The organism is Erwinia sp. JH02 (genome assembly GCF_013074405.1).
GTDB classification, from domain to species: Bacteria; Pseudomonadota; Gammaproteobacteria; order Enterobacterales; family Enterobacteriaceae; genus Erwinia; species Erwinia rhapontici.
Window position 1 is genome coordinate 664935 of record NZ_JABANZ010000002.1, and the last position, 22940, is coordinate 687874.

Below are 22940 nucleotides of genomic sequence, written 5' to 3' on the forward strand. Positions count from 1 at the left end.
AAAGATTACTGCTGCGAAAACACCAGTTGTACCGCAGCCACTGCCTGCATATCTTCACTGCCACCGCCAAGGCGCATTCCACGCACCGGGCAGGCATCCAGATAATCCACCCCCACCGCCAGTTTCAGATGCTGGCGGGTGCTGCGGGTATTATTGGTAATATCGAAACTGTGCCAACTGCCGCCCACCCAGGCTTCCACCCAGGCATGCGTGGCTACATGTTCCACGTTGTCAGTATACAGATAGCCGCTCACATAACGGGCGGGAATATGCAGGCTGCGACAACAGGCGAGAAAGACGTGGCTGTGATCCTGACAAACCCCGCTGCCGGCGGCAAACACTTTCGCGGCGGTATCCGTCACCAGCGTACTGCCGGGCTGGTAAGGCATTTTCAACAGCAACTCGCCCATCAGGCGCTCCAGACTGTCCAGCGGAGCCTCTTCACGGTAATAGCGGCGGGCAAAATCGTTGATCGCCGCGTCAGGCTGCGTCAGCGGAGTGATGCGTAAAAACACCAGCGGCGAGAGCATGCAGTCCGGGTCCGGGGCGCTATCTTCGTCGTCGAGGATCTCCACCACGCCACGAGCTTCAATCTCGATTTCCTGATGCGGACGGTCGAGCGTCAGCACATGCAGCACATTACCCCAGGTGTCGGTGGTGCAGATCGCCTCTTCCGGCAGCAGCAGATCCCACGAAATAATATGCTGATGCACCGAGTCCTGTGGCGTCAGACGCAGGTACTGCGTGCTTTGACGCACCAGGCTTTGATAGCTGAAACAGGTTTTATGCGCGATGGTCAGCTTCATTATTTCGCCTCCAGATAAGTGTGATGGATGCTGTCAGCAATCAATGCCAGTTCACCCAGAAAACGTTGCAACCAGGCATGCAGCCCGTCATCCATCAGGGATTCCCAACTGCTGAAACGCAGCTGCGCATGCAGTATCGTCAATAAGTAACGCGGCCTGTCTTCACCGCTGCTGCCGATTTGATCGAGTTGCCTTGCGATTTCATCAAGACAGGATCGTAACGATCGCGGGCTCTCTTCACGCAGGATCAACATCTCGTTGACGCCGTCCGCCGCCAGTTGCTGCTTGTAGATGGTGTGATAGGCTTCGCGCGCGGACACTGAACGTAGCAGTGTATCCAGCCGGTAGTATTCGCGCACGGTGTCATCATCGTCATCGGTCAGATACTGATAAACATCGAGCAGGCGTGCCGTGCAGTCGGCACGTTCCAGCAACGTTCCCAGACGAATAAAGCTCATGGCATCGCCACGCATCAGGGTGCCGAACATCGCACCACGAAACAGATGTGAGCGCTCTTTAACCCAGTCGAAGAAGGCATCCGCACCGTCGCTGCTGACGCCGTGACGCCGCATTTTTCTCAGTTCAATCCAGCTGGAGTTAATACTCTCCCAGACTTCAGAAGAGAGGCTGCCGCGAACCGCATGGGCGTTGTTCCAGGCTGCCTGCCAGCAATTGAAAATGCTGCCGGGGTTACGCTCATCAAAGGCAAAAAAGCTGAACAGCTGTGACATACTCAGCCGATCGCTGACCGACCAGTAAAGTTCATCCGTGTTGGTCAGATTGAGCGGCACGCGCAGCTCATTATTGTGGCTGCCGCGCACCGGCATCAGAGAAAGACGGTTTGTGACGTCGAGCACGCGTGCAATATTTTCTGCGCGCTCTAAATAGCGCGCCATCCAGTACAGGCCACTGGCCGTGCGACTCAGCATGCGTCATCCTCCAGAACCCAGGTATCTTTCGTCCCACCGCCCTGCGATGAGTTCACCACCAGCGAACCTTCGGTCAGCGCTACGCGCGTCAGGCCACCGGGCACCAGCCGGATATCCGCCCCACTCAGGGCAAAGGGACGCAGGTCGATATGACGCGGGGCCAGCCCCTGATCGACAAAAGTCGGACAGGTGGAGAGTGCCAGCGTGTTCTGTGCAATGTAGTTCTGTGGTTTGGCGAGTAACAGCGCGCGGAAATCGGCCAACTGCTGTTTACTGGCCACCGGGCCAATCAACATGCCGTATCCCCCCGCACCGTGAACCTCCTTCACGACCAGCTTTTCGAGGTTAGCCAGTACCCAGGAGAGCTCATCAGGGCGGCGACACTGCCAGGTCGGTACGTTGTTGAGGAGCGGCTCTTCCCCCAGATAGAAGCGAATCATTTCCGGTACATACGGGTAGATCGACTTATCATCGGCCACGCCGGTGCCGATGGCGTTAGCCAGCACCACGTTGCCCGCACGATACACCGACAGCAGGCCCGGCACACCGAGCATCGAATCCGGCCGGAACGCCAGAGGATCAAGGAAGGCATCGTCCACACGGCGGTAGATCACATCGATCTTGCACGGCCCGGCCGTGGTGCGCATCAGCACCGCGCCATCTTTGACAAACAGGTCAGCACTTTCCACCAGCTCCACGCCCATTTGCTGGGCAAGGAAGCTGTGTTCAAAGTAGGCACTGTTAAAGCGGCCCGGTGTCAGTACCACTACCACCGGATCGTTGATCGGCGAGCTTTCGCGCAGGGTTTGTAGCAGCAGAGACGGATAACGTTCGACAGGGGCAATGCGCTGATCGGCAAACAGCTCCGGGTAAAGGCGCATCATCATTCTGCGGTTTTCCAGCATGTAGGAGACGCCGGACGGGGTACGCAGATTGTCCTCCAGCACGTAGTATTCGCCATCGCTGTTGCGCACCATATCCACGCCAATAATGTGCGCGTAGAGGTTACGGTGCAGATTCAGGCCCTGCATGCAGGGTTGATATTGATCGTTAACCAGTACCTGTTCAGCGGGAATGATCCCGGCTTTAAGGATGCGCTGGTCATGGTAGATGTCATGCAGAAAAGCATTCAGCGCCTGAACGCGCTGGCGGATGCCTTTATCCAGCATTGCCCACTCGCTGGCAGGAATAATCCGCGGTACGCTGTCGAACGGGATCAGACGCTCGGCACCGCCGTCATCACCATACACATTAAAAGTAATCCCCAGGCGGTGAAACAACAGTTCCGCCTCTTCACGTTTGCGCGCAATCGCCTGCTGGTCAGCCTGCTGTAGCCACTGCCAGTATTCCCGATAGTGCCCGCGATAGCGTCCATCGTTCAGCAACATCTCATCATAAAAGTGTGACGCTATTTCATAGCTTTGATTCATGATTTCCCTACCGCTGTCTGTGAACCTGAATAAGAGTTGCACAAAGTGTGCCAGAGTCGGAATGAGCGGCCTGCCCCGCACAGAACGAGGAACGAACAACAGCCTGGTGACAAATCGGGTCAGGGAAAGCGAAGCGTAGAATGAGAATGCACCAATATGGTGCATTCCGGTCAAACGATGAGAGAGATTCTTAACGAGTCAGCGGGTGCCAGACCTCAGTCAGTGCGCCTTCCCCACCGGTAACGGGGTCGGTTTCGGGCATCGCGACGCGTTTTATTTCAAGCATAGACTGTTCCATCAATGCCTGCTCGTCGCGCAGGGTTTTGGGCGTCACGCCCGGTGGGTAAGCACCAACGGCCATGAAATCATCACTGGCGGCAATTTGCTGATGTCCGACACCCGCCGGTATCAGTATTACGTCACCCGCATAAACGGTGACCATGCGCCCACTTTCGCCACCAAACAGGATCTCGGCCCAGCCGCAGGTGATCCCCAGCAATTCATGGGTATTCGGGTGATAATGGGTGTAGGGATAAATCGGCGCGTGCCAGCTGACCGGCCAACCGTGGCGGGCAAACTCAGCGCGGAACCACAGCGCCAAATCGTCTGGCGATATCTCTTCTGCCCCTTCTTCCGGCTCGTCCGGCACCACCTGTGGATAGATGATCAGCGGCAGCGGGTTGTTGGGGATGCCCTGTGAGGGCTGCGCCAGCATCAGATGGCGCGGGTTTGAGGAGGCACCTGCAGCAAAGGTCCCGGCAGCAAACGACATCATTAACATTACACTGCGAGAATGGGTCACCATATCAGGCTCCTGGTCAAATTGCCTTGTTGAGTGATTGTTAAATTAATTGTGGCACTATTCTGCCAGCTTGCAATCTTTTCCCCACGCCGCAGATCACATAACTTATTAATTTAACTGAACTTAAGCCAAATTCATTGGTTGTTACCCACCTCTCATCCCCTTCACCCTGAGATTTGACTTTACGATCACTCGATAACACATTGTTACTATTACTGTATGTAACATTTATTTCCCATTACCGGGTGGCCTCAATTTAAATAACAGGACGCCTTTTCATTGAATTTTTTAATGCGTTACGACTACAGCAATTGTTATGGAAATTAGATTATAATTACCGATTATCGCCAGAAGTATTCACCAGCATATTCACTGATTTTTCTGAACAATGGCAAGCTATGACAGCGGATTATATTATTCACCACTGGTACGTCGATTTTTCGTCCGGTACGTTACTCCATCAACTCAGTGGTGAAGAACGGCGCCTGGGCGAATATCAATTCAAACTGTTGCTAGTACTGGCTGAAAATGCTGGAAAAACATTAAGTCGTGATGAGCTCACTACGCTGGTTTGGGAACGGCGGGTTATTGGTATTAACAGTTTACCGAATGCGATTCATGCGCTGCGCGTGGCGCTGGAGGATGACGGCAAGCAGCAGCGTATTATTAAAACGATCCCTAAAAAGGGCTATATCCTTGAGGCAGAATTTTGCCAACGTATTTGCTATGACAAAGAAGAAGCGGATAGCCTGACCGATGCCTCGCAGCAGACATCGGTACAAGAGGAGAGGATACCCCCGCAGGATATGCACCAGGTAGAACCTGCGATATTACCCGGGCTGGCCGAAACGGAAACAACGATTAACGCGGAGCCGAAACCACGCTTACGTCGCGTATTCTGGCTTTGGCTTATTTTCTTTCAGGCGTTACTGTTACTGTGCGTGCTGGCGTGGGCCGGGCGAGCGCTTTTTCCGGTAAACAGTAGCGAGTTGGTGAAAAAAAACTCCGTCCCGTACAGCCATATTCAGCTAATGGAATTGCGCCGGGGATGGGACAACACGTCCGCGTCCTATGATTTAAATAAGCTTTTGGGACCGGTGCTATTTACGCTGAATCAAAATTTGAAAAATCAGAAAGTGAATATGGAAATTTTCTATTACACCTCCGGCACGACGCTGAACTACACCATGACGTTATCGAATCAGTGCGATCGTAAACAGCTGGCGATGAACATTATCAACTGGCGTACGGATGGTGCTCAACTGAGCGCTCTAATCTACCGTGAAGGCGAACGAAAAATTAATGAAATGGCCAACTGCGTCAATTAGCTTACTGATCGTGACTTTGCTGGTCCCCCTTGGGGTGGCAGTGATCAAAAATTTGCCAGGGGATAAGGGCCTGTTCACGGAGGATTTCGTTAAAGTAAATTTACAGCTGGGGTATTACGACCTGCTGGCGCGCCAGCGTGAAATTTATGATACCCGCTTCGACGGCAAAGGGAACACCGTGATGATGACCCTGACCAGCCCAAACGATAATCGTTTTATGGCCAAAATCAGCCTGGAAGAAAAAACTCAAAATGCCAAAGGTGTGATGTTTACTTTCCATAAAATTTATTATGCAGATGATGGTCAGACGCGGATGATTAAAAATATTTTTGGCTATGCGGAAAACAACAGCGTGCATTTTGACACCTTGCGGCTGGGTAAAGAACGCCTGATGATCACCCCTTCTGGCCAAATGGTACGTTACCGATAGTACCAATGGGCCGGTTTCCTTAGCGGTCGGTAAACAGGGTGCGCCATGCCTGAAGCGTTTTGGGCATGGTCTCTTTATCCTTCTCGGTGGTCACATAATCCACTTCCACGCCGTTATCGGTGTCAGGGCTGACCCGTAGCGCCCAGATTTTCCCTTCCGGCGTGTACATGATGATGGCTGACTGCCGGTTCGCCATGCCTTTTACCCACAGGGTGAGTACCGTCGCACCAAACTGGTCAAGGTCCTGGCTGTAGACAAAACTGGTTGCCGTCGCAACATATTGCGCATAGTCACTGCCTGTCAGCTGACGAAAGCGATCGTCCAGGGCTTTATTCGGTAAAATACCGAGGGTTAACAGCGTGGCCGGCAGACGCGGATCGTTATCCGCTTTAACGTACACCCCGTCAATTGACGTCTTGCCGGGTAACAGCATATCGCAGCGTCCATGCGAATCGCTGCTGACTTCAAGGCGGTTATCCGGGCGCGGGATCAGAACAATTGAACACCCGCCACCCCAGACAATTTTATCGGTAAACCCTACCCCGTCGGACAGCGTCACTTTACCGCTGAAACTCGACCGGTACACCCCTCCCCAGACTGATGCATCCATATTGAACTCATCGCCTGCCAGCTGGCTGATACGAATTTTTCCACCATTGCCGTGAGGTGCACTGACATTCCACCAGACGCCCTGCCAGTCCACCTGGCGATCCGCATCATACAGCTGGCTCAGGCCACCGAGATAGGCACTGCGCAGGCAGCTGTCGCTAACGCAGGTATTACGCTCCCGGGCCATCTCCTTCGCTATCTGATTCACATGCTGTGGCTCGCGCATTTGCAGTTCACTGAATGCATTAACAAACACCCTATCCAGCCACATCAATTCCGGCTTATCACAGACGGTATTTTCTACCACGCTGGAGGCGCGCCCACAGTCGATGGCCTTCGCCGTGGAGGTAAGGAGCAGGAGAGTAAAGCCAATGACAGCAGGGGCTTTGATTAAATCCATCTGTTTTTTATTCCCTTATCAGCAGGCCATCGGGAATGGCCTGAACTTTATACATTGCCACGGCAGGTGACAGCTGGCCCATCCCTGTGAGCAACTGTTATAGTTGAATAGCGATAAACTGTGTCTGCTATTATAGGTGCAAACATGGTTTACTTTCACTCTGCCCGAACTGTTTTGCAGAGGTCACTAATGGAAGAAGTTAAAAAAATATTGCTGCGCGAGATCGATACATTGAATCGCGAAGAGCAACGCGATAATAAACCGCGCTTCAGTTTTCAGTTTTTGAAGACCCATCCGGGGCTTTGGGCATCCATGTACGGGTGCTACATTCTGACGGTTGCCCTAATCTTTACCACGGACTTTCTGGGCTGGCCCGCGTTCTGGGGGGCGACTATTTTTATCATGCTGATGAGCGGCCTGATGCTCATGGACGTGAACCCGAAATACCGCTTTGAGGATATCGATACCCTTGATCTGCGCGTTTGCTACAACGGCGAATGGTATTATGTGCGCACCCTGTCTGAACGGGCGATTAGCGACATCCTCAGTAGTGACAATGTGCCGGACAAGGTTAAGCAGGGCATTACTAAGCTGCTGTCGTTAAAAGGTGAAGTCGATTTTTATGATGTCTTCCACCTGACCTGGGGACAGAAAAGCGCTTCAGCGGTATAAAATAACCCGATGCGGGTCAGGCATGCCTGACCCTTACGGCAGTAATTCTGCGATTAATCGTCCTAATGTGGCGACCGCCACTTCCTGCGACTCATCCCACCACGCGGTGTTAAAACGAAAATAGTTGGCGTACTGCTCGCTGGAGGAGAACATTTTTCCGGGGGCAATGCTGATATTGTTGTGCAGTGCACGGTAATAAAGCTCAGTCGTATTGACCTGTTTGGGCAGTTCCACCCACAGGAAGTAGCCACCGCGTGAATCATTGATTTGCGCCCCGGCAGGCAGAGAACGTTTGAGAGCCTGACGCGCCAGATTTTTACGCTGTTCGAGTGTCTGCCGTAAACGCCGCAGATGGCGATCATAGCTGCGCGTGCCGAGGTAAGTGGCCAGTGCCTGCTGCATCGGTGCGCTGGTCGACAAGGTACTCATCAACTGCAAACGCTGAATGCGCTGCGCATGTTTTCCCGCAGCCACCCAGCCGACTCGAAATCCTGCTACCAGATTTTTAGAAAATGAGGAGCAGTGCAGCACGTTATGCTCGCGGTCGAATGCTTTGGCCGGCAGGGGTTTTTCGTGGCCGAAATAGAGTTCGCTGTAAACATCATCCTCAATCAGCGCCACGCCGTGCCGGGCCAGTAACGCGACCAGTTGCTGCTTTTTCTCTTTGCTGAGCGTGCAGCCGACCGGGTTCTGCTGGTTAGTCATCATCCACAGCGCTTTAATCGGCCAGCGGGCCAGCGAACGGCTCAGCTCATCGAGATCGATACCGGTTTGTGGATCGCTGGCGATGGCCACGCTTTTCAGCTTCAGACGTTCAATCGCCTGCAACGCACCGTAAAACGAGGGGTTTTCTATCGCCACCCAGTCACCCGGTTCTGTCAGCACCTGCAAACTGAGGTTAAGGGCCTCCATTGCGCCATTGGTGATCACAATCTCATCCGGGGAGACCTGAATGCCCTGTAAGGCGTAACGCTGCGCCAGTGTTTTGCGCAGCGCTTCATTACCCGGTGGCAGATTATGCAGGGCATCGATGGCTTTCATACTGTGAGAAACGGTGGTCAACGCACGCATCAGCTGACGCTGAGGGAAGAGTTCCGGGTCAGGAAACGCGGAACCAAATGGAACCATCTGCGGGTCACGGCAGGCCTGTAATACATCGAAAATAAAGGCATTGATATCGACAGATTCAGCCAGCTGCACTTTCTGATGGCTAAGAGGCTGACTGAGAAATTCGGCGCGCGGCGCAACATAATAACCTGACTGCGGCCGCGACTGGATCCAGCCCTGGCTTTCCAGCACCTGATAAGCGTGCATTACGGTCATCAGGCTCATGCCGCTCAGCTCAACCTGTTGACGCAACGAGGGAAGTTTTTCCCCCGGCAGCCATATCTCCGTCTCGATCTGCTGCTGGATTTGTGCCACCAGCTGTTCATATTTTGCCACGACTGTTACAGGCCATTTTAACAAAAGAGAAAACTATTATACCACGTCAGAGAGCGGTATGACCGCCGCCAACTTTGGGACATCTTCCTCGCGCGTCTCAACGCCATCATCGCCGTCAACATACTGCTTCAGGCCCGGGACGTTCTCCGGTGGCACAGGACGACCCAGCAGATAACCCTGTAAGGTATTGCAGCCCAGCCCTGTCAGAAATGCCTGTTGTTCGGCCGTTTCCACCCCTTCCGCGACCACTTTCAGATTGAGCGTTTGCGCCAGCGCCACAATCGCGGTGACGATGGTGGCATCTTCCGTTTGTGCCTGAAGCTCATTCACAAATGCACGGTCGATTTTCAACTCGCTGGCCGGCAGACGCTTCAGATACAGCAGGCTGGAATATCCGGTGCCAAAATCATCGATAGAGGCTTTCACCCCCAGTTCCGTTAGTTCGGTCAGAATGCGAATGCTTTCATCCGGGTCGCGCATCGCAGTGGTTTCCGTCACTTCCAGCGTCAGCAGTTCCGGCGGGATGTGGTGCGTTTCCAGCGCCTTCACTACGGTTTCCACCAGCCCGGCCTGCTCAAACTGCAATGCAGACAGGTTGACGGCGACCGACCACTGGCTGTTGCCCTGCAAATGCCAGCAGCGCAACTGGCGGCAGGCTTCCCCGATCACCCAGTTACCGATGCTGACGATCAGCCCGGTTTTTTCTGCCAGCGGCAGGAAGACATCCGGCGTCAGCAGACCACGTTGCGGATGCTGCCAGCGCAGCAGTGCTTCAAAACCGATAATCGGCCCACGTGGCGCACAGAATTTAGGCTGATAAAACAGCCGCAGTTCTTTATTTTCCTGCGCCAGCCACAGGTCATTAATCAGCTGTAACTGGTTCTGTGCGATGGTGTTCATCGACGGCTGGAAGAAGCTGTAACCGTTACGACCGTTATTTTTAGTGTGGTACATGGCGGCATCGGCGTTAAACATCAGTTCACGTTCATCGAGTCCATCGCCCGGGAAGACAGCAATACCAATACTCAGCGACACCACCAGCTCGTAGCGGGAGATATCAAATGGCCGCTCGACGGCCTTCACCAGCGCATCCGCCACGGCGGCAGCATCGTTAGGATCGTCAATCTCAATCAGCAGTACAAACTCATCACCGCCGAGGCGGGCCAGCGTGTGATGCCCCTGCACTTTCTCTTTCATGCGTTCGGTCACCGCGATCAGCAGGCTGTCGCCAATGTGGTGGCCGAAGGCGTCGTTGACGGCTTTGAAACCATCAAGATCCATAAACAACAGGGCAAATTTTGAGTCCTCGCGCGAGGCTTTATTGATGGCCTGGTCGAGACGATCTTCTAACAGGATGCGGTTTGGCAGGCGGGTCAGGTTGTCATGCAGCGCCAGCTGTGCCAGCTCGCGGTTTGCCTCTGCCAGAGAGGATGCCAGCACCGACGTCCGTGCCTGAAGGCGAGCATCCAGCATTGAAACCAGCAGCGTAATACCGAGGATGGCCAGCGTCACGACGACAACCAGAATCGCCAGCCAGTTGCTGTTAACCCCAAGATGCGTGGCGTGACTGTCCATCGGGAAACTGGCTGCCGCCATGCCGGTATAGTGCATCCCGGCAATAGCGACACCCATGATCAGTGCAGCGCCGCTGCGCATAAGTGCCAGGCGGCCGGTGCCCTGACGCAGACGGAAAGCCAGCCATAGCGCAGCACCGGAGGCAACCAGTGCAATCAACACGGATAGCCAGATCCAGCGCCAGTCCCAGATAATACCGGGATTGACCGCCAGAGCAGCCATGCCGGTGTAGTGCATCGCCACGACTCCGCTGCCCATGATCACCGCCCCGCCGCAAAGCCGATACCACGGCAGTTCACCGTAACACACGATCCACAGCGCAAAGACGGATGCCGCCACAGCGATCACCATGGAGACCACCGTCAGGCTGGCGTCGTAGCTCATGACCATCGGCAGACTCATCGCCAGCATGCCGATAAAGTGCATAGACCAGATCCCAACGCCCATGGCAAAACCGCCACCGAATAGCCAGACGCGGGCAACGTTGCCACTGGAGGTGGCAACTCGTCCCGCCATGTCCAGCGCAGTATAGGAGGCCAGAAACGCGACGATAAAAGAGACGATAACCAGAAGTTGATCGTACGAACTCATGAGCATATGACAATCTCGAATGCAGTAGCCATTTCGGCTTAGTGTGTAGTGACCCGGTGTCATTATTAATCACCCCAGGCTTGTGCTTATTTATCGGCGAAAAATCAGCCAGCTTTAGCAGCCACAGGGGAAAGTGAAGGAACCTGAAGAGGATTTTTACAGGCATAAGATATATCCCTATAATTTATATAGTGTATTAATATTCCTCTTCTTCGGCAGTGAACATAGCATTGGCCCGATACTTCGCCTAGATCAGGATAGGAATATTCTTGAAAATTTTCCAATCCCTGTCGCCACGCGGTGGTAAAGCCTGCTTATCTATGTCAGGCGTAACACATAAATAATATTTTTACGATTCTGTTATCAGCCTGGCCAGGCTGAACTATAGTTAAGTCAATCAATGTTAACGCGTTAATTCAAATAACAGATTATTCCTTACGTTATATTTTACCCGCTAAAGGGTTTTTATTATTTTTTATGTTTGTTCAGTCACACTGACGACAATATTTCATCAGGCGGAAAAGCAAGTTCATCACTTTAATTAGTAAGGAATAGTTATGAAAACTAAGCTTTTTCTGCTGGGCTGCGGCCTGAGCCTTGGCGTAGCCAGTTCAGGCTTTGCCGCCACCACCACCGGAACCATCACCGCCAGACTGGTACTGACAGCGGGCTGCCTGGTCAATGGGCAAGTCGCCACTCCGGGTGCCATTGGTAACCTGGGTACGTTGGAATTCCCTGGTGGTGCCGCGACCTTTGATATCAAAACCGCCGCCGTTGTCGGTACGGTGGGTAATGGTATTTTTGTTCGCTGCTCCACGGGATCGACCTACTCTGTGCAAATCACCAGCAGCAGTGCTAAGCCAACCACCGTGTATGGCACAGAAACGACGCAGCCACGCTATCTGATCAGCGGCACCACGGCCACCGTGGGTATCGCCTACTCCCTGTACCCCAATACTGACTACACCACGCCAATTGCCAATAACACCAATATCGCCCCGGTCGGCACCCCCGATGCGACTTACGGAGATAACTATCCGATTTATGGTCGTATTGCTGGTGGGGGGAATACCTCCGCCATTCCTGCCGCCACCTACACGGATACGATTAACGTTGCAGTGAATTACTGATTGCCGCGACAGGGGAGTCCATCGTGCGGGAGCTGCTCAGGCGACATGCGGGCGTTATTCGTCCGTTCACGTTACTGCTGCTGGCCTACAGCAGCAGCAGTAACGCATTGCCTACCGCCGATTTTGGGGTCAGTGCTTCTATCGTCAATGGCTGTGTGATCACCAGCACGGCTCCCACGGTTTTCGGTACGCTCGACTTTGGCACTCAACCCGGGGTAGGCAGCGTCACCGCCAATGCCGCCTATGTGCAGAATTCCAGTATTACGCTGGCCTGCACGCCGGGCACAACACTGAATATGAGTATCAACGGCGGGAGTAACTACACCACCACGCGCAACTTGAGAGTGGCCGGCAACACCAACCTGGTGGCGTATAGCCTGTACACCAGTGCCGCTCACACCACCGCCATTCCGGTGAATCAGAATGTGTTACTGACGCTAAGCAATGCCAACAATATCACGCTGCCGATCTACGGCCAGTTACAACTGAACGGTGTTAACCGTGCCGGGACCTACAGCGATACTTTGACGGTGACTTTGAGCTGGTAATTTCGGGGAATTGAAGGAGCAATAATGAAAAAACATCATCTCACAGGCGTGCTATTCACTCTGCTGTTGAGCGTTCTGGCATTCAATTCCCATGCAGGGAACTCAGTGCTCATCTGGCCGATCGACCCCAAAATCAGTCAGAACGATAAAGCCACCGAACTGTGGCTGGAAAACCGCGGTGCCAGCACCACGCTAATGCAGGTGCGCGTATTTGGCTGGCAGCAGGTTAATGGTCAGGAGCAATATCAGACCCAGCAACAGGTGGCTGCCAGCCCGCCGATGGTGCGCATTGAACCGGGTAAACGCCAGCTGGTGCGTCTGATTAAGCAAACGCCGCCCGCCGCCGGTCAGGAAGCCGCTTATCGGGTCATTCTGGATGAAATCCCTACGCCAAAAGCACCGGGTGAAGACCAGACCGGAGTGACGCTCCAGATGCGCTATTCCGTACCATTATTTGTCTACGGCAGCGGCCTTGATCCATCGACCGCCCGCCCTGACCTCAGCTGGCGGCTGGTCAATCGCGAAGGAAAACAGGCGCTTGAAATCACTAATCGTGGTAACGCTCATGCGCGCTTAAGTAATGTCGAACTAGGGGGGAAAAAACTCGCCGGAAGCCTGCTGGGCTATGTACTGGCCAATGCCAGTAACACTTTCCCGCTGAGCAGCCCCGCCTCAGAACGTGCCGAAATCAGTGCACAACTGGAGCAAAATCAGACCTGGCGTAGCACCAGTTCCGCCGCCAGGCGATGAACAGACGCTGCCTGGTGCCGGGACGGCACCGCACTCTGATCGTGACCGGCCTGCTGACCTGCCTGTCTTCTGTGACATGCAGTGCTGAAACCTATACCTCACTGCCACCCCCGCCCGCTGCCAGCGCCGGAGGCCAGGCAGATCAGCCACAAAGCTATATGCTGGGGTTGGTGGTCAATGATGAGGATCGCGGCATGGTGGTGCCAGTGCAGTTTCGTGATGGGCATTATCTTTTGCGTGCCGCCGATCTTCAGCAGGCTGGCATCCCGAGCGCGCAAATCAACTCATCAATTATGGATGTCTCCGCTATGGATCGGGTCAAAGCGGAGTATGACCGCCAGCGCCAGCGTATCCTGATCAATGTACCGCCCGAATGGCTTCCCGAGCAGACCTTTACGGGCACCACGCATAACGGCCCCCGTTATGAAGGACGTAGCAGCAGCGGTGCGCTGTTAAATTATGACCTGTATGTCAGTCAGTCGACTGGCGGGGGTTCACGTCTGTCAGCGACAAATGAGCTGCGCCTGTTTGGCGGTTACGGCCAGTTTGTCAGCAATGGCGTTTACCAGCAGCAGCTCTCCGGCCAGACCAGCTATCTGGAAAATGGCTATATCCGTTATGACACCCACTGGTCGAATCAAAATGAAGAAAATGCCCTGGACTGGCAGGTCGGTGATCTGATCAGCGACTCGCTGGCGTGGAGTAGCAGCGTCCGCCTCGGCGGTATTCAGCTTTCGCGCGATTTCTCATTGCGTCCGGATTTGGTCACGTATCCTCTGCCCTCATTTTCCGGCCAGGCCGCCGTCCCCTCTACTGTTGATCTCTTCGTCAATGGCTATAAAACCAGCAGTAATGACGTGCAGCCCGGCCCTTACTCATTGACGAATATGCCGTTTGTTAACGGCGCAGGGAATGCAGTGGTGGTCACGACCGATGCTCAGGGGCGGCGGGTCAGTACCACGCTACCGTTTTATGTCGCCAGTAACCTGTTGAAAAGTGGGCTGTCTGATTACTCTTTCTCCGCCGGGGCCCTGCGCCAGAACTACGGGGTGAAAAATTTTGATTACGGTTCAGCGGCGACCAGCGGTTCTTATCGCTACGGGCTGATCGACTGGCTGACGTTGGAAAGCCATGCCGAAGCTGCGCCGTCACTGGCACTGGGCGGCGCGGGTGTACAACTCAAACTGGGGGCATACGGCGTGGTTAACGGGGCGGTCAGCCAGAGCCAGATGCAGGGAGAGAGCGGCAGGCAGTACAGCTGGGGCTATCAGTACAGCACCAATCGTTTTAGCGTGGGTATGCAACAGACCAAACGCACCACCGGTTTTGGTAACCTCGCCCTGTATGCCGACCGTGAGAACTACAGCGACAACATCGAATACAACACGCTCAGCCGCCGTAGCGCACAGTACAATGCCAGCGTGTCGCTGGATCAGTTCGGTAGCCTGGGTGCAGCACTGATTGATATCACCAGCGGCAGCGGCGAACGAACCCGATTGCTGAATCTGTCGTGGAGCCGGACTCTGTGGGGAAACTCCAGCCTGTATGTCTCCGCCAGTCGCGACCAGCAGCAAGGCGACTGGTCCGGTGCGATTGGCCTGATGATCCCCTTCAGCGATATGACCAGCGCCAGCATCAGCGTAGAGCGTAATCAGCAGGGCGGCGCTTCAGAGCGTCTCAGCCTGTCACACTCCATGCCGACCGATGGCGGTTTTGCGTGGGATGCCTCGGTCGCCAATCAGAGCGATGGGGGCAACTACCGTCAGGGCACCCTGCGCTGGCGTAACCAGAAAATGGAAACCTCAGCAGGCTTCTACGGCGATGACAATTACAGCACTCAATATGGTGATTTATCCGGTTCCCTGGTGCTGATGGACGGCGGCGTGTTTGCCGCTAACCAGGTGACGGATGCCTTTGTGCTGGTGAAAACGGATTACCCGGATATCAATGTGCGTTTTGAAAACCAGCTGATGGGCAAGACTGACAAAAAAGGCTACCTGCTGGTGCCCAGAGTCAGCTCCTATTATCCGGCAAAATACGATATCGACACCCTCGATCTTCCGGCCGATATGACCAGCAGCAGCGTCGAGCAGCGGCTCGTAGTGAAGCGCCAGAGCGGCTATCTGCTGCATTTCCCCATTGAGCCGTTGCGTGCTGCCAGCGTGATCCTGCATGACCAGAACGGTGAGGCGCTGCCGCTCTCCAGCGAGATCACTCGTCAGGGTCAGCAGACGGAGTATGTTGGCTGGGACGGTATTGTCTGGATGGAAAACCTGGCAGTACGCAACGCCATCCATGTACGAACCCCGGATGGACGCACCTGTGACACGGAACTGACCGTCTCCGGTGGACGGCCTAAATCACTGACCACCTACGGCCCGCTGGTTTGTGCGCTGCCGCCGTTACCTTCAGGAAATACACCATGAGAAAACTGTTATTGCTGTGCAGCGCTATCCTGCTGATAGTGAGCACATTGCCTGCGCTGGCAGCCTGTACCACGCCGACGGTGACGGCCAGCTTTGGCCCCGTCAGCTCGTTTACCGTTAATACGGGCATTAGCACCGTCACACAAAATATTACCGTTAACTGCGGTGCCGGGGTGCTGGCGCTGTTGAGCAGCGACACCGTTAAGCTCCAGTTGACCGGTGCTACTACTGGCTCAATCATTGGTAATCGTGGCGCAATGAAACAGGGCTCGGACCTGATCCCGATACAGCTCTGTTACGACGCCGCCTGCACCACCAGCGAACTGACGATCAATGGTGCAACCTACACTATGTCGCGCTCTCAGTTGCTTGGCCTGAATATTGGCGGCACCGGTCAGGTGATTTTTAACATCCCCCTTTACCTGCGTACCGTTCCCGGCGCGGTGGTCGCGGAGGGTAACTACACCGTCACGCTGGCGGTCACGGTCAATTACGACGTCTGTACGGGCATTGGTGCGCTGGGTCTTTGCTTGCTGGGTTCACAGCAAACCGGCAGCAGCACGCAGTCTATTGTCGTGAATATTGCGATTTCCAAAGACTGCACGACGATCACTGCGCCCAACGTCAACTTTAGCAGCGCCCCTCTGGTCAGCCAGTTCAACCCCATCAGTCAGACTCTCAACGTGATCTGCACCAAAGGTAGCACCTACAGCGTTGGTATGAGCAATGGCCTGCATGCCGTTGGTACGCAGCGCTATATGACCAGCGCCGCGGGCGGTCAGCTGGCGTATGAGATTTATAAAGGATCGGGTACCACCCGCTGGGGAAGCAGTGTGGCGGCTGACCGGGTACCGAGCACTGCCGGCATCGCCAGTACGGATGGTCTCACCCGTACGTTTAGCTACAATGCGCAGGTGCTGTCCAGTCAGGCGACGCCTGTCGCTGGGACGTATAATGATACGGTGACGGTGGATTTATCGTTTTGAAGTCAAGGCCCTTAAACCGGTGAGTCACACTAACCTAAGTGATTCCCACCCGTCACACCATGCACCTCTGCCGTGACATAACTTGATTCCTGCGAAGCCAGATAAACATAAATCGGTGCCAGCTCCGCAGGCTGCCCTGCCCGCTTCATCGGCGTCTGCTGACCAAATTCCGGGATCTTATCCTGCGTCTGCCCGCCCGCTATCTGCAACGCCGTCCAGATGGGGCCCGGTGCCACACAGTTCACCCGAATACCTTTATCGATAATCTGCTTCGCCAGCGCCCGGGTATACGCGAGGATCGCCGCCTTGGTGGACGCATAATCCAGCAGATGCGCACTCGGCTGATAGGCCTGAATGGATGACGTAGTAATGATGCTGCCGCCCGCCGGCATATGGGGGATGGCCGCCTGTGTGATCCAGTAAAGCGCGAAAACGTTGGTCTCATACGTCTTGCGGAACTGCTCGGTGGTGAGGTCGGCAATGTGCTCTACCGCCACCTGTTTACCGGCGACCAGCGCCAGGATGTCCAGGCCACCCAGCAGCTCCCGGGCGTCTTCCACCAGTTTTTTGCTGAAGGCCTCATCACTGATGTCCCCCGGCAGCAGTACGGCTTTACGTCCCGCCTGCTCAACCAGCCTGGCAACCTCTTCGGCATCGCGCTGCTCATCCGGCAAATAAGAGAGCGCCACGTCCGCCCCTTCACGAGCATAGGCTATCGCCGCCGCACGGCCAATACCGGAGTCGGCACCGGTCACCAGCGCCTTACGCCCTTTCAGTCGTTCACTGCCACGATAGCTATTTTCACCACAATCCGGCCGTGGGCGCATATCGGCCTGCACGCCCGGTGCAGGTTGACGCTGCTTCGGGTACTCAGTGGCGGGATACTGGGTGAGAGGATTCTGCATTTCATATTGGTCTGCCATGGTTCCTCCGGCTGTTGATAACAGTTTTATTCACCAATAAGGCTAGTCAGCACTCAGAGCATGTCGAGGGCGGAAACAGGGAAAACGAACCATCCTGTTGATATGCGGTACGAAAAAGAGAAATAAGAAATGCAATAAAATATAACCAAATGTGAACTCTCATTGAAGATTGCCCGAAGACGGTGCAGAAAGGTGTACAGATTTTAAACTCCACATCTCCTGTTAATTTTTGATTACCAATGTAAATAAATTGTAAATTAACAGAGTGATCGCCATCACATACATGACTGCCCTGGCAGGATAAAAACGAGAGAAACACAAAAAGGATGCGGTCATGGCGATAATCCCCCAGCTCAATACATCGCGGCAAGGCGGTGCGAAAACAATCTTCAACGTTACCAGCGGTAACTTCCTCGAAATGTACGATTTCATGGTGTTTGGCTATTACGCCACCGCCATTGCCAAAACCTTCTTCCCCGGGGATGACCCCTTCGCCTCACTGATGCTGACGCTGATGACCTTCGGCGCAGGATTTCTGATGCGTCCGCTGGGGGCAATTATCCTCGGCGCATATATTGACCAGCATGGACGTCGTAAGGGGTTACTGCTCACACTCGGGCTAATGGCGATGGGTACACTGACCATTGCGGTTGTACCGGGCTACAGCACCCTTGGCATGGCCGCCCCGATCCTGATCCTGCTGGGGCGTTTGCTCCAGGGATTCTCAGCCGGGGTCGAACTGGGCGGTGTGTCGGTGTATCTGTCAGAGATCGCGCCAAAGGGCAAAAAAGGCTTCTACGTCAGCTGGCAATCTGGTAGTCAGCAGATTGCGGTGATCTTCGCGGCACTACTGGGCCTGCTGCTTAACCATCTGCTGGATAAAGGCCAGGTGACCGAATGGGGCTGGCGCATTCCCTTCGTCATCGGCTGTATGATTGTGCCGTTCCTGTTCTGGATCCGCCGGATGCTGGAGGAGACAGAAGCCTTTAGCCAGCGTAAACATCACCCGACGATGCGTCAGATCATGCACTCGGTTGGCAGTAACTGGGCGCTGATCCTCGCCGGCATGCTGATGGTGGTCACCACCACGGTGATGTTCTATATGATCACCGCGTTTACCCCTACGTTCGGCAAAACAGTGCTGATGATGAGCGACAGAGAGAGCTTCTTTGTCACGCTGTGCGTTGGGGTCTCCAATCTGATCTGGCTGCCGCTAATGGGTTCTCTCTCTGACCGCTACGGTCGCCGCCCGCTGTTACTGCTGTTTACCGTGCTGATGATTCTTACTGCCTGGCCGGTGCTGCACTGGCTGGTCGGCTCGCCCAGCCTAACCCATCTGCTGGAAGCGGAACTGTGGCTCTCCTTCCTGTATGGCAGCTATAACGGGGCCATGGTGGTGTATCTGACGGAGGTGATGCCGGCTGAAGTGCGGGCGACGGGGTTCTCCCTGGCGTATAGCCTGGCGACTGCGCTGTTTGGCGGTTTTACACCCGCGATATGCAGCTATCTGATTCATGTTACCGGAGATAAAGCGATGCCGGGCGTATGGCTGACGATTGCCGCGCTATGCGGGCTGGCAGGCTCGTTGATGATTAAGTGGTTGGTGAAGCAGTATCAGGTACGGCGTCTGAAAGAGCCGGCGATTCAGGTATAAACGAAAGGGGCGACCAGAAATGGTCGCCCCTGCGAGATTATTTACTGACGGTTTCCATGCCCATCAGGCCAATCTTCAGATACCCGGCCTGGCGCAGTTTATCCATCACGCCCATCAGGGTTTCATAATCGACCGACTTATCCGCCTGGAAGAAAATGGTCGTGTCTTTCTTGCCTTCAGTCTGCTTAATCAGCGTATCGACCAGCGTTTCCTGCGTCACGGCATCATTACCGATAAACAGCTGACGGTCGGCTTTGATCGACAGATACACCGGTTTTTCAGGACGCGGCTGCGGCGAACTGGTGGACGCAGGCAGATTGACACGCACGTCAACGGTGGCCAGTGGCGCGGCGACCATAAAGATAATCAGCAGCACCAGCATGACGTCGATAAACGGCGTCACGTTAATTTCGTGCATTTCACCGTTGCTATCGAGATCTTCGTTTAATCGCATTGCCATAATGCTTAACCTACCCGCAGTTTCTGCGCAGACTGAACGCGATGGGCACCTTCGCTGGCAGCGAGGTCAAGGTCGCGGCTCTGTAACAGCAGAACCTGTGCCGCCACATCGCCAAGTGAGGCTTTGTAGCTGCCGATCGTACGGGCAAAGACGTTATAGATCACTACCGCAGGGATCGCCGCAACCAGACCGATAGCGGTGGCCAGCAGTGCTTCAGCAATACCGGGAGCAACAACGGCCAGGTTAGTGGTCTGCGTTTTTGCAATGCCGATGAAGCTGTTCATAATACCCCAGACCGTACCGAACAGACCGACAAACGGTGCAATCGCACCAATGGTTGCGAGGAAGCCGTTACCACGACCGGCATGACGGCTGAAAGCCGCAACGCGACGCTCAAGGCGGAAACCGGTACGCTCTTTGATGCCGGTGTTGTCGTCAGAACCGGCTGACAGTTCCAGCTCGTTTTCCGCTTCTTTCACCAACAGCGTGCTGAGACTGTGGCCTTTAAAGCTCTCACACACCTGAGAGGCTTCTTCCAGCGAACGTACGCTAGCCAGCAACTGCTGCTCACGTTTCAGACGCTTACGCGCAGCGCTCAGCTCAATGCTTTTGCTGAAGAAAATAGCCCAGGTGACAACGGACGCCAACAGAAGGCCAATCATCACCGCTTTAACCACGATGTCTGCATGCTGATACATGCCCCAGACGGACAGGTCCATCTGCATCAAATCATTTGTCACGCTGTGTCTCCAACGTCAATTGCTGATAGCGAAAAATTCTATCGCGGATCATACCAAAACAGCGGGGAATTGATAGTAGTTCTCATTACTATTTACAACTTTTTGGACGTTTTATGCTCGTTTCGTTGATTACCGGAACCGACTTTCGCACTGATGGTGAATTTTCATCACTTATGCGCCTGTCGAATTTCCCCTGAACGGCTACCGTGTTAACGTTAAAAAAAGGGTAAAAATGACACAGGATTTTTATGAGCAGCGAAAAAATTGAAACGGCACTGATTCGTGCCGGACGTAGCAAACGTTATACCCAGGGATCCGTAAACACAGTGATTCAGCGTGCTTCTTCACTGGTATTCGATACGGTTGCCGACAAAAAACGGGCCACTGCCGGACGGGCAGACGGCGAGCTGTTTTACGGGCGCCGTGGCACCCTGACCCACTTTTCATTGCAGGAAGCGATGACCGAGCTGGAAGGCGGTGCCGGCTGTGCACTCTACCCTTGCGGTGCGGCAGCGGTGGCCAATGCTATCCTCGCCTTTGTTTCCGCCGGGGATAATGTGCTGATGAGCGGCAGCGTCTATGAGCCAACGCAGGATTTCTGCACCAAAATCCTGAGTAAAATGAATGTGAGCACCACCTGGTTTGATCACACCATCGGCAGCGAGATCGCCGAAAAGGTGCAGCCCAATACGCGCGTGGTGTTTCTGGAGTCTCCGGCGTCGATCACTATGGAAGTGCAGGACGTTCCGGCGATCGTTGCGGCAATCCGCAGCAAAGCTCCCGACGCGATCATTATGATCGACAATACCTGGGGCGCAGGCATTTTGTTCCGCGCGCTGGATTTTGGCGTAGATATCTCCATTCAGGCGGGCACCAAATATCTGATTGGTCATTCCGATGCGATGATTGGCACCGCCGTCGCTAATGCACGCTGCTGGGAACAGCTGCGGGAAAACTCCTATCTGATGGGGCAAATGGTCGATGCCGATACGGCTTATATGGCCAGCCGTGGCCTGCGCACCCTGGCGGTGCGTCTGCGCCAGCATGAAGAGAGCAGCCTGCGCGTGGCGCACTGGCTGGCAGAGCGTCCTGAAGTGGCGGTGGTCAATCACCCGGCGCTGCCGCAGTGCAAAGGTCATGCTTTCTGGAAGCGTGATTTCACCGGCAGCAGCGGCCTGTTCTCCTTTGTGCTAAAGGAAAAACTGAGCCATACGCAACTGGCACATTACCTCGACCACTTCACTCACTTCAGTATGGCGTACTCCTGGGGCGGCTATGAATCATTGATTCTGGCTAACCAGCCGGAAGAACTCGCGGCGATCCGTCCGGCGGGCGGTGTGGATTTCACCGGTACGCTGGTGCGCCTGCATATCGGGCTGGAAAACGTGGACGATTTGATTGATGACCTGGCCGCCGGTTTTGCCCGCCTGAGCCGCTGAATCCCCGAAACCTCAACAATTGATCAATGGCGTCTCGGGTTCGCGCCTTTGATCAAGGTGTTGGCACTCATTTACAGTTACACTAAGCAACGAAGTTTCGATAGCCAGAATAATGGGTGTTTTCTATAGCCAACGAGCTGGCGCTACAGCAAGGCGCCAGGTATGAAGGCGAAGCGGTCACGGGATAAAGAATGAGTGTACTACACGAGATTGTTCAGGCGCTCTGGCATCAGGATTTTGCCGCGCTGGCCAATCCGGATGTAATTTGGATCGTTTACGGGATTATGTTCCTGACGTTGTTCTTAGAAAATGGCCTGTTGCCCGCCGCATTTTTGCCGGGTGACAGCCTGCTGCTGCTGGCAGGTGCCATGATCGCCAAAGGCGTGATGACATTTATTCCGACGCTGCTGATTCTGACCACGGCCGCCAGTCTGGGCTGCTGGCTGGGCTATATTCAGGGACGGTGGCTGGGGAATACCCGGCTGGTCAAAGGCTGGTTACTGCATCTGCCCGCACAGTATCATCAACGCGCATGGCATCTGTTTAATCGTCACGGTCTGATGGCGTTACTGGTAGGGCGTTTTCTGGCCTTCGTGCGCACAATTCTGCCAACGCTGGCGGGGATTTCGGGCCTGAAAAACGGCCGTTTTCAGCTATTCAACTGGCTGAGTGGCCTGCTATGGGTCACGATTCTGGTGGGCTTTGGCTACAGTATCAGTCAGGTGCCGTTTATTAAACGCCATGAAGATCAGGTGATGGCCTGCCTGATGGTTCTGCCGCTGGTGATGCTCTCGATTGGTTTAGTCGGCAGTATTGCGCTGGTCGTGAAAGGCAAAAAAGCCCGGTAAGACCGGGCTTTTTGATCAACG

At 54.5% G+C, this 22940-nt stretch carries 21 protein-coding genes; 11 read left to right on the top strand and 10 right to left on the bottom strand.

Annotated features, from left to right (window positions below):
- Nucleotides 1-5: 5 nt before the first annotated feature.
- The 4 genes from HHI26_RS07810 to HHI26_RS07825 form a co-directional block, all read right to left on the bottom strand.
- Nucleotides 6-806, bottom strand: coding sequence for a transglutaminase family protein (locus HHI26_RS07810; RefSeq protein WP_133843769.1), 801 nt, complete (start codon nt 804-806; stop codon nt 6-8).
- Entirely contained in the window at nt 806-1735 is a 930-nt protein-coding gene (locus tag HHI26_RS07815; RefSeq protein WP_133843771.1) for an alpha-E domain-containing protein, read from the bottom strand. Before HHI26_RS07815 ends, HHI26_RS07810 begins: the two co-directional genes overlap by 1 nt.
- Complete coding sequence (locus HHI26_RS07820) at nt 1729-3165, bottom strand: circularly permuted type 2 ATP-grasp protein (protein WP_133843773.1); 1437 nt, start codon at nt 3163-3165, stop codon at nt 1729-1731. Before HHI26_RS07820 ends, HHI26_RS07815 begins: the two co-directional genes overlap by 7 nt.
- A 190-nt stretch (nt 3166-3355) precedes the next feature.
- A complete protein-coding gene (locus HHI26_RS07825; RefSeq protein WP_227535674.1) occupies nt 3356-3970 on the bottom strand; it encodes a cupin domain-containing protein in 615 nt (204 codons plus the stop codon).
- A 308-nt stretch (nt 3971-4278) separates the two neighbouring features.
- Here HHI26_RS07825 and HHI26_RS07830 point away from each other — a divergent pair, with 308 nt between their 5' ends.
- Together HHI26_RS07830 and HHI26_RS07835 are read left to right on the top strand one after the other, a co-directional pair.
- A complete protein-coding gene (locus HHI26_RS07830) occupies nt 4279-5295 on the top strand; it encodes a transcriptional regulator (protein ID WP_227535673.1) in 1017 nt (338 codons plus the stop codon).
- Nucleotides 5249-5725, top strand: coding sequence for a hypothetical protein (locus tag HHI26_RS07835; protein WP_339507449.1), 477 nt, complete (start codon nt 5249-5251; stop codon nt 5723-5725). The genes HHI26_RS07830 and HHI26_RS07835 overlap by 47 nt, the downstream gene beginning before the upstream one ends.
- A 19-nt stretch (nt 5726-5744) precedes the next feature.
- Here HHI26_RS07835 and HHI26_RS07840 read toward each other — a convergent pair whose 3' ends face one another.
- Nucleotides 5745-6734, bottom strand: a complete 990-nt coding sequence (locus HHI26_RS07840) for a hypothetical protein (protein ID WP_133843775.1) — start codon at nt 6732-6734, stop codon at nt 5745-5747.
- Nucleotides 6735-6923: 189 nt separating this feature from the next.
- Between HHI26_RS07840 and HHI26_RS07845 the strand changes: the two genes are divergently transcribed.
- Complete coding sequence (locus HHI26_RS07845) at nt 6924-7406, top strand: YlaC family protein (protein ID WP_133843777.1); 483 nt, start codon at nt 6924-6926, stop codon at nt 7404-7406.
- Nucleotides 7407-7439: 33 nt separating this feature from the next.
- Here HHI26_RS07845 and HHI26_RS07850 read toward each other — a convergent pair whose 3' ends face one another.
- Together HHI26_RS07850 and HHI26_RS07855 are read right to left on the bottom strand one after the other, a co-directional pair.
- Entirely contained in the window at nt 7440-8849 is a 1410-nt protein-coding gene (locus HHI26_RS07850) for a PLP-dependent aminotransferase family protein (protein ID WP_133843779.1), read from the bottom strand.
- Nucleotides 8850-8885: 36 nt separating this feature from the next.
- The gene (locus HHI26_RS07855; RefSeq protein WP_133843781.1) at nt 8886-11021 is read right to left on the bottom strand and encodes a bifunctional diguanylate cyclase/phosphodiesterase; all 2136 of its coding nucleotides are present in this window, start codon (nt 11019-11021) and stop codon (nt 8886-8888) included.
- Nucleotides 11022-11572: 551 nt separating this feature from the next.
- Between HHI26_RS07855 and HHI26_RS07860 the strand changes: the two genes are divergently transcribed.
- From HHI26_RS07860 to HHI26_RS07880, 5 genes are read left to right on the top strand one after another with little or no spacing between them, the layout of a single operon-like run.
- On the top strand, nt 11573-12145 hold the full coding sequence (locus tag HHI26_RS07860; protein WP_133843783.1) for a spore coat protein U domain-containing protein: 573 nt from the start codon (nt 11573-11575) through the stop codon (nt 12143-12145).
- A 23-nt stretch (nt 12146-12168) separates the two neighbouring features.
- Nucleotides 12169-12693, top strand: coding sequence for a spore coat U domain-containing protein (locus HHI26_RS07865; protein WP_227535670.1), 525 nt, complete (start codon nt 12169-12171; stop codon nt 12691-12693).
- A gap of 24 nt (nt 12694-12717) precedes the next feature.
- Entirely contained in the window at nt 12718-13443 is a 726-nt protein-coding gene (locus tag HHI26_RS07870; RefSeq protein WP_133843785.1) for a molecular chaperone, read from the top strand.
- On the top strand, nt 13440-15869 hold the full coding sequence (locus HHI26_RS07875) for a fimbria/pilus outer membrane usher protein (protein ID WP_133843787.1): 2430 nt from the start codon (nt 13440-13442) through the stop codon (nt 15867-15869). Before HHI26_RS07870 ends, HHI26_RS07875 begins: the two co-directional genes overlap by 4 nt.
- The gene (locus HHI26_RS07880) at nt 15866-16855 is read left to right on the top strand and encodes a spore coat U domain-containing protein (protein WP_133843789.1); all 990 of its coding nucleotides are present in this window, start codon (nt 15866-15868) and stop codon (nt 16853-16855) included. The genes HHI26_RS07875 and HHI26_RS07880 overlap by 4 nt, the downstream gene beginning before the upstream one ends.
- Before the next feature lie 29 nt (nt 16856-16884).
- Here HHI26_RS07880 and HHI26_RS07885 read toward each other — a convergent pair whose 3' ends face one another.
- Entirely contained in the window at nt 16885-17778 is an 894-nt protein-coding gene (locus tag HHI26_RS07885) for an SDR family oxidoreductase (protein ID WP_133843791.1), read from the bottom strand.
- Between the two features lie 334 nt (nt 17779-18112).
- On the opposite strand from HHI26_RS07885, the gene HHI26_RS07890 reads away from it, so the two are divergent.
- Nucleotides 18113-19432 carry an MFS transporter gene (locus HHI26_RS07890; RefSeq protein WP_171148874.1) on the top strand — a complete coding sequence of 440 codons (1320 nt, stop codon included), beginning with the start codon at nt 18113-18115 and terminating at the stop codon, nt 19430-19432.
- A gap of 37 nt (nt 19433-19469) precedes the next feature.
- Here the strand turns inward: HHI26_RS07890 and exbD are convergent, their stop codons facing one another.
- Nucleotides 19470-19892, bottom strand: coding sequence for a TonB system transport protein ExbD (gene exbD / locus HHI26_RS07895; protein WP_133843795.1), 423 nt, complete (start codon nt 19890-19892; stop codon nt 19470-19472).
- A gap of 5 nt (nt 19893-19897) precedes the next feature.
- Nucleotides 19898-20632, bottom strand: a complete 735-nt coding sequence (gene exbB / locus HHI26_RS07900) for a tol-pal system-associated acyl-CoA thioesterase (protein WP_171148875.1) — start codon at nt 20630-20632, stop codon at nt 19898-19900.
- A gap of 248 nt (nt 20633-20880) precedes the next feature.
- Here exbB and metC point away from each other — a divergent pair, with 248 nt between their 5' ends.
- Together metC and HHI26_RS07910 are read left to right on the top strand one after the other, a co-directional pair.
- Nucleotides 20881-22071, top strand: coding sequence for a cystathionine beta-lyase (gene metC, locus HHI26_RS07905; protein ID WP_133843799.1), 1191 nt, complete (start codon nt 20881-20883; stop codon nt 22069-22071).
- A 191-nt stretch (nt 22072-22262) separates the two neighbouring features.
- Nucleotides 22263-22919, top strand: coding sequence for a DedA family protein (locus tag HHI26_RS07910; protein ID WP_133843801.1), 657 nt, complete (start codon nt 22263-22265; stop codon nt 22917-22919).
- Nucleotides 22920-22940 lie beyond the last annotated feature (21 nt).

Coding starts and splice junctions, on each gene's coding strand:
- HHI26_RS07810 (WP_133843769.1), bottom strand. CDS start 806: ATGAAGCTGACCATCGCGCATAAAACCTGTTTCAGCTATCAAAGCCTG.
- HHI26_RS07815 (WP_133843771.1), bottom strand. CDS start 1,735: ATGCTGAGTCGCACGGCCAGTGGCCTGTACTGGATGGCGCGCTATTTA.
- HHI26_RS07820 (WP_133843773.1), bottom strand. CDS start 3,165: ATGAATCAAAGCTATGAAATAGCGTCACACTTTTATGATGAGATGTTG.
- HHI26_RS07825 (WP_227535674.1), bottom strand. CDS start 3,970: ATGGTGACCCATTCTCGCAGTGTAATGTTAATGATGTCGTTTGCTGCC.
- HHI26_RS07840 (WP_133843775.1), bottom strand. CDS start 6,734: ATGGATTTAATCAAAGCCCCTGCTGTCATTGGCTTTACTCTCCTGCTC.
- HHI26_RS07845 (WP_133843777.1), top strand. CDS start 6,924: ATGGAAGAAGTTAAAAAAATATTGCTGCGCGAGATCGATACATTGAAT.
- HHI26_RS07855 (WP_133843781.1), bottom strand. CDS start 11,021: ATGCTCATGAGTTCGTACGATCAACTTCTGGTTATCGTCTCTTTTATC.
- HHI26_RS07860 (WP_133843783.1), top strand. CDS start 11,573: ATGAAAACTAAGCTTTTTCTGCTGGGCTGCGGCCTGAGCCTTGGCGTA.
- HHI26_RS07870 (WP_133843785.1), top strand. CDS start 12,718: ATGAAAAAACATCATCTCACAGGCGTGCTATTCACTCTGCTGTTGAGC.
- HHI26_RS07875 (WP_133843787.1), top strand. CDS start 13,440: ATGAACAGACGCTGCCTGGTGCCGGGACGGCACCGCACTCTGATCGTG.
- HHI26_RS07880 (WP_133843789.1), top strand. CDS start 15,866: ATGAGAAAACTGTTATTGCTGTGCAGCGCTATCCTGCTGATAGTGAGC.
- HHI26_RS07885 (WP_133843791.1), bottom strand. CDS start 17,778: ATGGCAGACCAATATGAAATGCAGAATCCTCTCACCCAGTATCCCGCC.
- HHI26_RS07890 (WP_171148874.1), top strand. CDS start 18,113: ATGGCGATAATCCCCCAGCTCAATACATCGCGGCAAGGCGGTGCGAAA.
- exbD (WP_133843795.1), bottom strand. CDS start 19,892: ATGGCAATGCGATTAAACGAAGATCTCGATAGCAACGGTGAAATGCAC.
- metC (WP_133843799.1), top strand. CDS start 20,881: ATGAGCAGCGAAAAAATTGAAACGGCACTGATTCGTGCCGGACGTAGC.
- HHI26_RS07910 (WP_133843801.1), top strand. CDS start 22,263: ATGAGTGTACTACACGAGATTGTTCAGGCGCTCTGGCATCAGGATTTT.